A 12,466-nucleotide genomic window follows, 5' to 3' on the forward strand; every position below is an offset into this window, starting at 1 on the left:
GAGGGGAAATACACACTGTTAGTTTGCTAACTATCAATATTGCATTGGAGGGGATTTTCCGTCAAGTTTTGAAACATATTGGCTTCCATCCGTCGCGAAGCCATAGGGGATGAACCAGACTCCGTACTGAAGATGTATATACTTTGTCAGTACGACAATCGAGAAGACAGCCATGTCGAAACAAGCCGTTTTTACAATGAAACTTGAGTCTGAATTGCGTGAACAGTTCATGGCCGAGGCAGAAGCCGCTCATCGCCCCGCCTCGCAGATCGTCCGGGAAATGATGCGTCAGTTTGTTCAAACCCAACGGGAGTCTCGCGAGTACGAAGCATTCCTGCAGCGCAAGGTCGACACCGCACGCGCTTCGATGCGCGCCGGCGACGGGCTGACAAATGATGAAATCGAGGCAGAGTTCGCTGCCAGGCGCAGGCGGGCCGAGCTACAGGAATGAAAATAATATGGACGAAAGAAGCAGCACAGGACCGTGCAGACATTTGGGATTACCTGCATGCCGTTAACCCGAAGGCAGCCATCGACATGGACAACCGGTTCAGCGATGCGCTATCCCGGCTTGCCCAATACCCGGAAAGCGGCCCAGCCGGGATCATTTCAGGCACTCGCGAGCTGATTCCACATCAGAGTTACCGCATTGTTTATGAACAGGGACTGGACGCCATCTGGATACTCGCCCTGGTCCATACATCCCGACAGTGGCCGCCCGGACGATGACGACTCACACCCCCCGCCCCTTCCTCAACAGCACATCCAGTTGATCCACCACCTCCGCCCAATCCGCGTCGTCAAGTATCTCCTCACGCAGAAGCTCCGCCTGACTGGGGCTCCAGAAAAATGCATCCGCAAGGTGCAACTCCGGTTTGAGCGGTGAATGGGTGGCGATGAATTTATCGATGCTTTCGGCGTCGTCCGGCAGGCCGAGTTGTTTGAACAGGGATGGGAGGTTGTGGGTTGGGCTTTCCATGTCTGGCTCCTGCGAACTGATTAAGGGACCGCTGCGCGGTCATCGCGAGCAGGCTCGCTCCCACAGGTTTTGTGATCGACACAGATCCTTGTGGGAGCGAGCCTGCTCGCGATGACGTCAGCACTGACGAAAAAAACTCAATGACTCAACTCCCGAACCTCGGCATGGGGCACCATTTTCAGAAACTCGGGCATGTCCATGCGCACCAGGTTGACGTGGTTGCCGGCCTCCAGATAGATGTCTTTCTGCCGGGTCAGCAGCGGATCGATGACCACCTCCAACCCATAGGACTCACCCAGCGCCGGTACGGCACCACGTTCGCAATCATCGAACAGGTGCGCCAGGTTGCTTTCGCGGGAAACCTGCCACTCACCGCTGCTGCGGACTTTGCTCAGGTCCAGGTGACGGCTGGCGGGCAGCACGGCCATCAGGTAATGCCCATGGTGATCGTCGAGGATCACCGATTTGGCCACCCGTTCGGCAGGAATACCTGCGACCCGCGCCGTTTCAAGGCTGCTGGCCGAGTGTGGGTGGCTGACGATGTCATATTCGCATTTAGCCTTTTCCAGGCTTCGCTGCACGGTTCTTGCCATACGCATGATGCACCTCCGTGTCCGCAACAACCGCTGACGGACGCTGGTTAACACTTCTTTCGGTACTGAAAGTCTAGGCCCGCTGACGCGTTCCGGCGGGAAATCCGCCCATCGGATGTCATCGACATTTGAGCAAAATTCATACAACTCGCCGGTCAACTAAACTGTCTACAGAGCTACCCAAGACTCTCCCGGAGGGTCAAGTGAACACGCGTTGCTGTGCAGTTGCGTTGCTGTTGGCGTTGAGCGGATCGGCCTGCGCGGCCGACACCGTTGTATTGCTGGTGCCCAACCCCGTCGGGATCTGGTTGATCACCTTCGGCATCGCGTTCCTGATCGCCGAGGCGGCCCTGCCCAATTACGGCGTGATCGGCCTGGGCGGCATCGTGATGTTCGTGATCGGCGCGGTGATCCTGTCCAATACCGAAGTGCCCGTGCCGTTGATGATCGGCCTGGGACTGATCAGCGCACTGTTGCTGATCTACCTGGTGTTTCACGCCCTGAAGACCCGACCGCGCCACACCGTCAGCGGTGATGCCGGGTTGCTCGGCAGCGTCACGGCGGTGACCTCATTGCAGGCCGGCAACGCCTGTGGCGGCTGGGTTCATCTGCAAGGAGAACGATGGCAAGTGCTCAGCGCAACGCCGCTGCAACCGGGACAACAGGTACGGGTGGTGGGGCGCAAGGGCTTGCTGCTGCAAGTGGCCGCGGCTGACGCGGCGCCGGGCGGAGAATAGTCATGGGTTTGCAATTGGGTCTTGTCGCGCTGCTATTGTTGATCATCGCACTGGCGGGGTCGACGTTCCGCATCCTGCGCGAGTACGAGCGCGGGGTAGTGTTCCAGCTCGGGCGTTTCTGGCAGGTAAAGGGCCCTGGCCTGATCCTGCTGATTCCGGTGGTCCAGCAAATGGTCAGGGTCGATTTGCGCACCGTGGTGCTGGACGTGCCGCCGCAAGACGTGATCACCCGCGACAACGTGTCGGTCAAGGTCAACGCGGTGCTGTATTTCCGCGTACTCGATCCACAGAAGGCAATCATCCAGGTCGAGGACTTCCTGGCCGCCACCAGCCAATTGGCGCAAACCACGCTGCGGGCGGTGCTGGGTAAACACGAACTGGACGAACTGCTGGCCGAACGCGAACGCTTGAACCTGGACATCCAGCAAGTACTCGACGCCCAGACCGATGCCTGGGGCATCAAGGTCGCCAACGTCGAGATCAAACACGTGGACCTCAACGAATCGATGATCCGTGCCATCGCCAAACAGGCCGAAGCCGAACGGGAACGGCGAGCCAAGGTGATTCACGCCGAGGGTGAATTGCAGGCCTCGGAAAAACTCATGCAGGCCGCCGAAATGCTTGGCCGCCAACCGGGGGCCATGCAACTGCGCTACATGCAGACCCTGAGTTCGATTGCTGGCGACAAGAGCTCGACCATCGTCTTTCCGCTACCGATCGAGTTGCTCAAGGGCATGGCGGATTTGTCGTCGAAATCCTGACAGCCTCCGCCGTTTGCGTCCTCAGATCAACGCGCCGGGGCATGAGCCACCGGGACCGTAATATCACCCGCCGCCCAAGCCGCTTCGCGGTTGGCCAAGGCCGTGGCGATCGACTGGACTTGCGTCGATTGCACCTGATCCGGCAGCGGATCGAGGCCGGCGCTGGCGAAAATTTGCCCATAAGCGTTGCGCAAGTCGGCGTACGACAGGTCTCGACGCAGGTCGGCCTGCAAGGTGTTGAGTTCGCCCTGGATCAGATCCAGTTCACCAATGCCGTCCGCCTGGTGACGATTGCGCAACTGACCGACGATTTGCCCGTCGATGTCCGACAATTGCTGATTGGTCTTGAACTGGCGCAAGGCCTCGCGGTAATTGGCATTGGCCACATACAACTGCGCCAGCACCGCAATCGACATCGCCTGACGGCGCGCGGTAGCGACTTCTTCACCAGCCTTGGCCACGTCGATCGCCGCGGGAGCCGAGATCACATTGAACAGGTTCCAGGTCACTTTGACGCCGTAATCGGCCCAGCCTTGCTCCACCAGGAACGAGTTGCTGTCGTAATGTCCGCCAGCGGAAAACTCCAGGCCGGGCAGCAGGCGCAACATCGCTTTGCGGGTCTCGGCCGCGCTGATGCGGGCCTGGTAATCCTGCTCGCGCAGTTCCGGGCGGCTGGTCAGGGCTTCCTGTTCGAGAGTGGCCAGATCGACCTTGAGTTCGGGAATTTCATAACCGTTATCAGTCGCCAGGGTCAGCTCGGTCCCCAGCGGCAGGTTGATCAGGGTCGCCAGTTCGGTCTTCGCCAAAGACAAGGCACGGCGCTGTTCTTCCAGTTGGCGTGTCGCTTCGATCAACGAACGCTGATAACCAAGGGCCTGCACCGGATCGCCAATGCGTTGCTGGCTCATGCTCTGGCTGTCGTTGCGCGCGGTTTCAACCCGCGCCATCAGGCTGTCGATCTGCGTGAGCAGGCGTTCGGCGGCCATCGCCCGCCAATACGCCGAACGCACGTCCTGGACGATGGTGTTGATCACCTTGCGCCGGCGTTCCTGAACGATCAGGCGCTGGTCGCCCTGCTGCTTGGCGCTGATGTAACTGACACCAAAATCGAGCACGTTCCAGACCATGGTCAGGTCCGCTACATCACGATCGCGGTCCTGGGAGGTCGAAGGCTCCAGGGACTGTGTGCCGGTGCGCACACTCTGGCTGCTGGAGGCGTTGACGTTGTTGCGGCCCACGTATCCGGCGTCCAGCGCCATGCGCGGCAGCATGTCGAAACTGGCGAGGTCGAGCTGACGCTTGGCCAGGGCTTCCTCCATGATTTTCAAGCGGCCTTCGAGGTTGTACTTCACCGCACGGGCCATGGCCTGGTGCAAGGTCAAAGGGCCGCCAAGAGGTTCCTGCCCCTTGTACATGTTTTGCAGGTCACTTTTGGCCCGCTGTTCACTGACACTGCGTTCGATCGGCTCACTGGTGACTGCGCATCCGCTGATCGCCAGTGCCAGCAGACTGGCTCCAAACAACTTATGACTTCTATTCATCCTTGCATCGCCCCTGGGTGCCGCATCAAAAGTGAAAGTTCTCTTCAGGCCTGCATTTCGCTGATACCGGCCAGTTTCAAAGCGGCGGCCAGGTTGGCGACCTGCTGCTGCTCGTTGTCTTTGAGCTGTTGCAATTGCTGACCCAGGGTCGGTGCGCCAAACACCCCGCGCAGGCCCTGGGAAACATCGCCGGACTTGATCGACTGACTGCCGAAGGCGTTCAACGAATCGCGTTCGCTACTGCTGTCCTGATTGAACAGGCTCGACAGCGTGCTGGTGCTGAATACACCGCCGTCACCGCCACCGAAACCGAGGAAACCATTCCCCGAACCGTCGCCACCGCCGTCAGTGCTGCTGAAAACCTGTGCGATGAAACTCGGGGTCAATGCCCCGTGGTTCATGAAAATATCGCCCAACGGCCGGATACCGTTGCCGATCACCCGTTGCTCGAACAACGGCTGGAAGGTCAAAGGAGAAGTGAGGTTGCCCGTCGGAGGCGTGAAAATGGTCGGTTGCAGCGGCACGTTGGGCACATCGGGCAGCGTCACCGGGGTGCTGCTTTGGAACTCGGGGTCTACCGTCACGACGACAACCGATGAGGTCGGCACCGTGTTGATGACAAAGTTGTCGGATTGGCTCACGCCGCTGCCACTGTTACCGGCCATATCGCTGATACCGGCGCGGTCGATGCTGATCGCGTTGCTGGCGATATTGACGTTGGCCGTCGGCGTCAGCATCGCGGTCCAGGTCTTGCCGCCGTCGCTGCTGCTCAGGTCGGACAAGGTGCCGTTGGCAATGCTGATGTCGGACAAATCAAAACCGCGGACCGCTTCGCTGAAGGTGATGGTCACCTGCGAGGTCTGGCCCACGCCCAGGTTCGGATTGGCGATCACCACGGTGGCGGTCGGCAGTTCGCTGTCGAGGGTGTAATTGTTCGACACCGCCACCGTGTTGCCCGTGTTGCCCATCAGATCTGTGACGTTGCGGGTGTCCAGGGCGATGAAGTTGCTTGGGTCGGTGACATTGGCTGTCGGCGTGAACGTCGCCGTCCAGGTCTTGCCGCCATCGCTGCTGCCGAGGTTGCTCAGGTCGCCGTTGGTCACGCTCAGGTCGGACAGATCGAAGTTGCTGACGGCCTCGCTGAAGGTGAAGGTCACCGTAGTGGTCTGGCCGATGCCGAGGTTCGGGTTGGCAACCACGATGTTCACCGTCGGCCGGGTCGCATCGAGCGCGTAGTTGTTGGAGATGGCGATACTTGCGCCGACGTTGCCGGCAACGTCCTGCACGCGACCGGTGTCGAGCACGATCAGGTTGGTTGCGTCGTTGATATTGGCGGTGGGCGTCAGGGTCGCGGTCCAGGTCACGCCGCCGTCGCTGCTGCTCAGGTTCGACAACACGCCGTTGGCAACGCTGATGTCCGATACGTCGAAACCGCTCACCGCTTCACTGAAGGTGATGGTCACGGTGGTGGTTTCGCCGATGCCCAGTTGCGAATCGGCAACCACAATGGTGGCCGTCGGCAGCACGGTATCGATGGTGAAGTTAGCCGAGCTGCTGATGCCGGTTCCGGCATTGCCCGCCAGGTCGAACACCCCGGCGTTGTTCAAGCTGATCAGGTTGGTCGTGTCCTTCACATTGCTGGTGGGCGTGAAGGTCGCTGTCCAGGTCACACCGCCGTCGCTGCTGCTCACGGCACTCAATGTGCCGTTGGGAATGGTCAAGTCACTGTTGTCGAAACCGCTCACGGCCTCGGAGAACGTGATGGTCACCAGCGACGATTCACCGGCCACCAGCGAACCGTCGGCGACCACGATGGTGGCGGTCGGGCTTTGGGTATCAATGGCGTAGGTATTGGAGTTGACCGTGCCGCTGCCGGCGTTGCCGGCTACATCCTGCACGCCCGCCGAGTTCAGCGCGATGGTGTTGCTGGTGTCGGTGATGTCGGCCGTCGGGGTGAAGGTGGCAGTCCAGGTGATCCCACCGTCGCTGGAACTGACATTGCTCAGGGTGCCGTTTGCGATGGTCAAGTCACCGTTGTCGAAACCGCTCACCGCTTCGCTGAAGGTAATGGTCACCAATGAGGTTTCGCCGGTACTCAGCGCTGTGTCGGCGACCACGATGGTGGCGGTCGGCAGCACCGTGTCGATGGCAAAACTGTTCGAGTCGGTGGTGCCCGACCCCGCGTTACCCGACCCATTGGCCACGCCGCTATTATCGAGCGTGATCAGGTTACTGGCGTCGGTAACGCTTGAGGTTGGCGTAAAGGTCGCCGTCCAGGTAATGCCGCCGTCGCTGCTGCTGACGTTGCTCAATGTACCGTTGGCGACGGTCAGGTCGGCGTTGCTGAATCCGCCGACTGCCTCACTGAAAGTGATGGTCACCAGAGAAGTTTCGCCAGCCTTGAGCGCGGTGTCGGCGATCACGATGCTGGCGGTCGGCACGCTGGTTTGCACCAGGTAATTCGCCGAGTTGGTCACCCCGCTCCCGGCGTTGCCTGCCGCGTCGGTGACATTGGCGTTGTCCAGGATGATGAAATTAGTGGTGTCGGTGATGCCGGCGATCGGCGTGAACGTCGCGGTCCAGGTAACGCCACCGTCGCTGCTGCTCAACCCGCTCAAGCTGCCATTGGCGACGCTCAGATCGGAACTGTCCAGACCGCTGACCGCTTCGCTGAAGGTGATGGTCACCAGGGTCGTTTCGCCGGGACGCAGGTCGGTGTCGGCCATGACAATGGTCGCGGTCGGGCGTTGGCTGTCGATCGCAAAGTTGTTCGAGTCCGTGACACCACTGCCGGTGTTGCCCGCCGCATCCTGCACACCGCTGTTATCGAACTGGATGAGGTTGCTGGTGTCGGCGATACCGGTCAGCGGTGTCAGGGTAGCCGTCCAGGTGATGCCACCGTCGCTGCTGCTCACCGCACTCAAGGTGCCATTGTCGATGGTCAGGTCGGCGTTGGTGAAACCGCTCACCGCCTCGGAGAAGGTGATGGTCACCAGCGAGGTTTCGCCGACGTTCAGGGCAGTGTCGGCGACCACGATGGTGGCGGTCGGGCGCTGGGTGTCGATGGCGAAGTTGTTCGAATCGGTGGTACCGCTGCCCGCGTTGCCGGAGGCGTTCTGCACACCGCTGTTGTCCAGGATGATCAGGTTGGTGGCGTCAGTGATGCTGGCGGTCGGTGTGAAGGTTGCCGTCCAGGTGACGCCGCCATCGCTGCTGCTCACCGCGCTCAGGGTGCCGTTGGCGATACTCAGGTCGGCGTTGCTGAAACCGTTCACCGCCTCGCTGAAGGTGATGGTCACCAGCGAAGTTTCGCCGACGTTCAGGGCAGTGTCGGCGACCACGATGGTGGCGGTCGGCAGCACGGTGTCGATGGTGAAATTGGCGGAGTTGGTCGTGCCGGTGCCGGTGTTGCCCGCCAGGTCGGTGACGCCGGTGTTGTCCAGGGTGATCAGGTTGGTCGAATCATTGATCGCGGAGGTCGGCGTGAACGTTGCTGTCCAGGTGATGCCGCCGTCGCTGCTGCTCACCGCGCTCAACGTGCCGTTGGGAACACTCAGATCCGCGTTGGTGAAACCGCTCACGGCTTCACTGAAGGTGATGGTTACCTGCGTCGTTTCGCCGGCACTCAGGGTTGAATCGACCATGACAATGGTCGCGGTCGGACGTTGGCTGTCGACAGTGTAGTTGTTCGAATCCGTGGTTCCGCTACCGGCGTTGCCCGCCCCGTCGATCACACCGCTGTTGTCCAGGGTGATCAGGTTGGTGGTGTCGGTGATGCCAACCGTTGGCGTGAATGTCGCGGTATAAGTGATGTTATCGCTGGTGCTGAGATTGCTCAGCGTACCGTTGCTCACCGTCAGATCGGCCGTGGTAAAGCCGGTCACCGCCTCGGAAAAGGTGATAGTCACCACCGAGGTTTCGCCCACCGCCAGCGCCGTGTCCGCGACCACGATGGTAGCCGTCGGGCGCATGGTGTCGACGGCATAGTTGTTGGAATCGGTGGTGCCGCTACCGGCGTTGCCCGAGGCGTTCTGCACACCGCTGTTGTCCAGGGTGATCAGATTGGTGGCGTCGGAGATGCTGGCGGTCGGGGTGAAGGTGGCCGTCCAGGTGATGCCGCCATCGCTGCTGTTCACCGTGCTCAGCGTGCCGTTGGCGATACTCAGGTCGGCGTTGCTGAATCCGCTCACCGCCTCCGAAAAAGTGATGGTCACCTGCGTGGTTTCGCCGACGCTCAGAGCGTTGTCGGCGACCACGATGGTAGCGGTCGGCAACACAGTGTCGATAGTGAAGTTGGCGGAATTGGTCGTGCCGGTGCCGGTGTTGCCTGCCAGGTCCGCGACGCCGGTGTTGTCCAGGATGATCAGGTTGGTCGTGTCGTTGACATCGACAGTTGGCGTGAACGTCGCCGTCCAGGTGATGCCGCCGTCGCTGCTGCTCACCGCACTCAACGTGCCGTTGGGAACACTCAGATCCGCGTTGGTGAAACCGCTCACCGCCTCGGAGAAGGTGATGGTCACCAGCGAGGTTTCACCCGCGCTCAGCGTCGTATCGGCCAGCACGATCGTGGCGGTCGGGCGCAGCGTGTCGATGGCATAGTTGTTGGAGTCGGTGGTGCCGCTGCCAGCGTTGCCCGCCAGATCGCTGACCCCGGTGTTGTTCAGGGTGATCAGGTTGGTGGTGTCGTTGATGCTCGAGGACGGCGTGAAGGTTGCCGTCCAGGTGATACCGCCGTCACTGCTGCTGACGTTGCTCAATGTGCCGTTGGCGACGGTCAGGTCTGCGTTGGTGAAACCGCTCACCGCTTCACTGAAGGTGATCGTCACCAGGGAGGTTTCACCGATGGCCAGCGTATCGTCGACCACGACGATGTTCGCCGTCGGGCGCACGGTGTCGATGGCGTAGTTGTTGGAATCGGTGGTGCCGCTGCCCGCGTTGCCCGAGCCGTTTTGCACACCGCTGTTATCCAGAGTGATGACGTTGCTGGTGTCGGTGATGGCATTGGTCGGGGTGAATGTCGCGGTCCAGGTGATACCGCCATCGCTGCTGCTGACGGCGCTCAAAGTGCCATTGGCGATGGTCAGGTCAGCATTGGAGAAACCGCTCACGGCTTCGCTGAAAGTGATGGTCACCAACGACGTTTCACCGATTTGCAGGGCGTTGTCGGCAACCACGATGGTAGCCGTCGGCAGCACGGTATCAATCGTGTAGTTGCCGGAGTTGGTGGTGCCGCTGCCGGTGTTGCCGGCCACGTCGGTGACACCGGTATTGTTCAGGGTGATGACGTTGCTCGTGTCATTTACGCCGGCGGTCGGGGTGAAGGTCGCGGTCCAGGTAATCCCGCCGTCACTGCTGCTCACCGAGGTCAACGTGCCGTTGGCGATGCTCAGGTCGGCGTTGGTGAAACCGCTTACTGCTTCGGAGAAAGTAATGGTCACCAGCGAGGTTTCATCCGCGCTCAGCGTCGTATCGGCCAGCACGATCGTGGCGGTCGGGCGGACCGTGTCGATGGCATAGTTGTTGGAATCGGTGGTGCCGCTGCCGGCGTTGCCCGACAGGTCGCTGACCCCGGTGTTGTCCAGGGTGATCAGGTTGGTCGTGTCGTTGATGCTCGCCGAAGGTGTGAAGGTGGCCGTCCAGGTAATGCCACCGTCACTGCTGCTGACCGCGGTCAATGTGCCGTTGGCAATCGTCAGGTCGGCGTTGGTGAAACCGCTCACCGCTTCACTGAAAGTGATGGTCACCAGCGAGGTTTCGCCGATTCTCAGCGCGGTGTCCGCGACCACAATGGTGGCCGTTGGCCGCGCCGTATCGACGACATAGTTATTGGAGTTGGTGGTACCGACGCCGGCGGTGCCCAGAAGATTTATCACTCCGGTGTTGTCCAGAGTGATGACATTGGAGGTATCGGTAATACTGGCGGTCGGGGTAAACGTTGCCGTCCAGGTGAGCCCGCCATTACTGCTGCTCACTGTACTGAGCGTACCGTTGGCAATCGTCAGGTCGGCGTTGGTGAGACCGGTCACGATCTCGGAGAACGTGATCGTCACCAAGGACGTTTCGCCGATGCTCAGCGTAGTGTCAGCGACCACAATGGTCGCGGTCGGTGGCGGCGAATACGCGGTGTTGAGTACACCACCGTCGTTATAGATTGTCGCAACGGAGGTTGGCGAGGTGCCGGTTGTCCCCCCGCCCTGCGCGGTACCGCCTGCACCACTGGCCGCGGCATTACCGGCCAGGGCCGCGAAGTTGGCTGCCGTGATCAACAATGTGCCTTTGTTCCAGATCGCACCGACGCCCCGGCCGCCCACACCGCCATTGCTGGCATTGCTGCCCTGGCCACCGCCACCGCCACCGCCGCCACCGGCGCCAATATTGTTGCTAATGGTCGACGTGCCAATGATGGTGATCGTGCCGCTACTGGCGTTGTAGATCCCGCCCACCGCGTTGCCGCCAGCGCCACCCACCTTGTCCCAACCGGCCCCGCCACCACCGCCGCCAATGGAAATCGTGCCATTGGTGGCCGTCGAACCATTACCGCCGTTGCTGTAATAGGAAACGCCCACCCCACCAGCACCGCCAGTGGTGGTACCGCCGCGACCGCCCATGTGGGTCGCGTCATAACCGCCGCCGTAACCACCGGCGCCGCCGCCGCCACGGTGGCCGATACCGCGGCCCAGGCCGATAGTCATTCCACAACCGATGCCGCCAAGGCACCGACCGCCGATCACCCGACGGCCAGCAAGGACACCCACGGCCAGGCCGATGCCGCACCTGCCGCCAGCCCCGTCGCGGTGCCTGGCCAAAGCGTGGTGTTCGTCGATTCTCGGGTCAAGGATGCCGACAGCCTGATGCAAGGGGTGGCGTCCGGCACCCAGATCGTGAAACTGGTCGCCGGCAAGGATGGCTTGCAACAGATCGCCGACTACCTCGACCAGCATCAGGGCATCAGCTCGGTGCAGATCATTGCCCACGGCAACACCGGCGACCTGTGGCTGGGCGACAGCTATCTGTCGGCCGACAACGTCGCCGCCCGCAGCGCGGTGCTGGCGCAAATCGGCAAGGACATCAACGCTGGCGGGGACATCCTGATCTACGGCTGCTACACCGCCGATGGCGAGCGTGGCTTGAGCTTTGTCGATTCGCTGGCGCAAATGACCGGACGCGATGTAGCGGCTTCGAACAACCGCACCGGTGTGGGCGGCGACTGGGATCTGGAAATCGTCACCGGCAACATCGAAAGCGCCAACGTGCTGTCGACGCAAGCCATGAGTGATTACCAATGGGGCCTGGCTACATGGACCGCCACCAACAACGCCAACACGGGCGTCGGCTCACTGCGTGCCGCCATCGCCTCGGCGCAGAACGGCGACATCGTCACCTTTAACAGCAGCATGACGGTGCAGCTGACGTCCGAACTGCTGATCAACAAGAACATCACCGTTGATGGCGACTTGAACAACGACAACGCGGCTGACGTGACTCTCGATGGTCAGTACAGGACCCGAGTGATTGAAATAGCGGCGGGGAAAATCGTGACGCTCGATGGTCTGGTGATCACCCGGGGCCTGGTGTCGGGCACGGGTGGTAATGGTGGCTACGGTGCCTCGGGCGCGATGGCCGGGGGCATTTTCAACGCAGGGATTCTGACCCTGAGAAACGTCACCGTAACCTCCAATGGCGCTTCCGGTGGCGGCGGCGGTGGCGGTGTCACCGGCGCTTTTTACGGCGGTATCGGCCACCGTGGCGGCGACGGCGCCGTCGAACAGCATGCGCGGTTCAAGGGACATGATCATGGGCGCCGCTGGCGTCCGTTGGCCTTCGGTTGCCCGTGACTTTGCCTTTGCTCCGTCAA

Annotated in this window: 9 protein-coding genes; 5 read left to right on the top strand and 4 right to left on the bottom strand. The window is 61.2% G+C overall.

Annotated features, from left to right (window positions below):
• The first annotated feature begins 172 nt into the window (after positions 1–172).
• Both BSF44_RS20325 and BSF44_RS20330 read left to right on the top strand, forming a co-directional pair.
• The gene (locus BSF44_RS20325) at positions 173–451 is read left to right on the top strand and encodes an antitoxin of toxin-antitoxin stability system (RefSeq protein ID WP_095945025.1); all 279 of its coding nucleotides are present in this window, start codon (positions 173–175) and stop codon (positions 449–451) included.
• Positions 448–729, top strand: coding sequence for a type II toxin-antitoxin system RelE/ParE family toxin (locus BSF44_RS20330; protein ID WP_095945026.1), 282 nt, complete (start codon positions 448–450; stop codon positions 727–729). The genes BSF44_RS20325 and BSF44_RS20330 overlap by 4 nt, the downstream gene beginning before the upstream one ends.
• A gap of 4 nt (positions 730–733) precedes the next feature.
• On the opposite strand, the gene BSF44_RS20335 is transcribed toward BSF44_RS20330, so the two are convergent.
• Both BSF44_RS20335 and BSF44_RS20340 read right to left on the bottom strand, forming a co-directional pair.
• Positions 734–979, bottom strand: coding sequence for a DUF2789 domain-containing protein (locus BSF44_RS20335; RefSeq protein WP_095945027.1), 246 nt, complete (start codon positions 977–979; stop codon positions 734–736).
• Positions 980–1,116: 137 nt separating this feature from the next.
• The gene (locus BSF44_RS20340; RefSeq protein ID WP_095945028.1) at positions 1,117–1,578 is read right to left on the bottom strand and encodes an aminoacyl-tRNA deacylase; all 462 of its coding nucleotides are present in this window, start codon (positions 1,576–1,578) and stop codon (positions 1,117–1,119) included.
• Positions 1,579–1,775: 197 nt separating this feature from the next.
• Between BSF44_RS20340 and BSF44_RS20345 the strand changes: the two genes are divergently transcribed.
• Together BSF44_RS20345 and BSF44_RS20350 are read left to right on the top strand one after the other, a co-directional pair.
• Positions 1,776–2,309, top strand: a complete 534-nt coding sequence (locus BSF44_RS20345; protein ID WP_095945029.1) for an NfeD family protein — start codon at positions 1,776–1,778, stop codon at positions 2,307–2,309.
• A 2-nt stretch (positions 2,310–2,311) separates the two neighbouring features.
• Complete coding sequence (locus tag BSF44_RS20350; protein WP_095945030.1) at positions 2,312–3,070, top strand: slipin family protein; 759 nt, start codon at positions 2,312–2,314, stop codon at positions 3,068–3,070.
• A 26-nt stretch (positions 3,071–3,096) separates the two neighbouring features.
• On the opposite strand, the gene BSF44_RS20355 is transcribed toward BSF44_RS20350, so the two are convergent.
• Together BSF44_RS20355 and BSF44_RS20360 are read right to left on the bottom strand one after the other, a co-directional pair.
• Positions 3,097–4,611, bottom strand: a complete 1,515-nt coding sequence (locus BSF44_RS20355; protein WP_095945031.1) for a TolC family protein — start codon at positions 4,609–4,611, stop codon at positions 3,097–3,099.
• 44 nt (positions 4,612–4,655) lie between these two features.
• Positions 4,656–11,219, bottom strand: coding sequence for an Ig-like domain-containing protein (locus BSF44_RS20360; RefSeq protein ID WP_371918283.1), 6,564 nt, complete (start codon positions 11,217–11,219; stop codon positions 4,656–4,658).
• Between BSF44_RS20360 and BSF44_RS20365 the strand changes: the two genes are divergently transcribed.
• Complete coding sequence (locus BSF44_RS20365; RefSeq protein WP_256589121.1) at positions 11,220–12,446, top strand: DUF4347 domain-containing protein; 1,227 nt, start codon at positions 11,220–11,222, stop codon at positions 12,444–12,446. It begins immediately after the preceding gene.
• The last annotated feature ends 20 nt before the right edge of the window (positions 12,447–12,466 follow it).

It is taken from the genome of Pseudomonas sp. ACN8, assembly GCF_002303925.1.
Lineage (GTDB): Bacteria > Pseudomonadota > Gammaproteobacteria > Pseudomonadales > Pseudomonadaceae > Aquipseudomonas.

Bases quoted from the DNA above. Each gene is read 5' to 3' on its own strand.
- BSF44_RS20325 (WP_095945025.1), top strand. From the start codon at position 173: ATGTCGAAACAAGCCGTTTTTACAATGAAACTTGAGTCTGAATTGCGT.
- BSF44_RS20330 (WP_095945026.1), top strand. From the start codon at position 448: ATGAAAATAATATGGACGAAAGAAGCAGCACAGGACCGTGCAGACATT.
- BSF44_RS20335 (WP_095945027.1), bottom strand. From the start codon at position 979: ATGGAAAGCCCAACCCACAACCTCCCATCCCTGTTCAAACAACTCGGC.
- BSF44_RS20340 (WP_095945028.1), bottom strand. From the start codon at position 1,578: ATGCGTATGGCAAGAACCGTGCAGCGAAGCCTGGAAAAGGCTAAATGC.
- BSF44_RS20350 (WP_095945030.1), top strand. From the start codon at position 2,312: ATGGGTTTGCAATTGGGTCTTGTCGCGCTGCTATTGTTGATCATCGCA.
- BSF44_RS20355 (WP_095945031.1), bottom strand. From the start codon at position 4,611: ATGAATAGAAGTCATAAGTTGTTTGGAGCCAGTCTGCTGGCACTGGCG.
- BSF44_RS20360 (WP_371918283.1), bottom strand. From the start codon at position 11,219: ATGGGCGGTCGCGGCGGTACCACCACTGGCGGTGCTGGTGGGGTGGGC.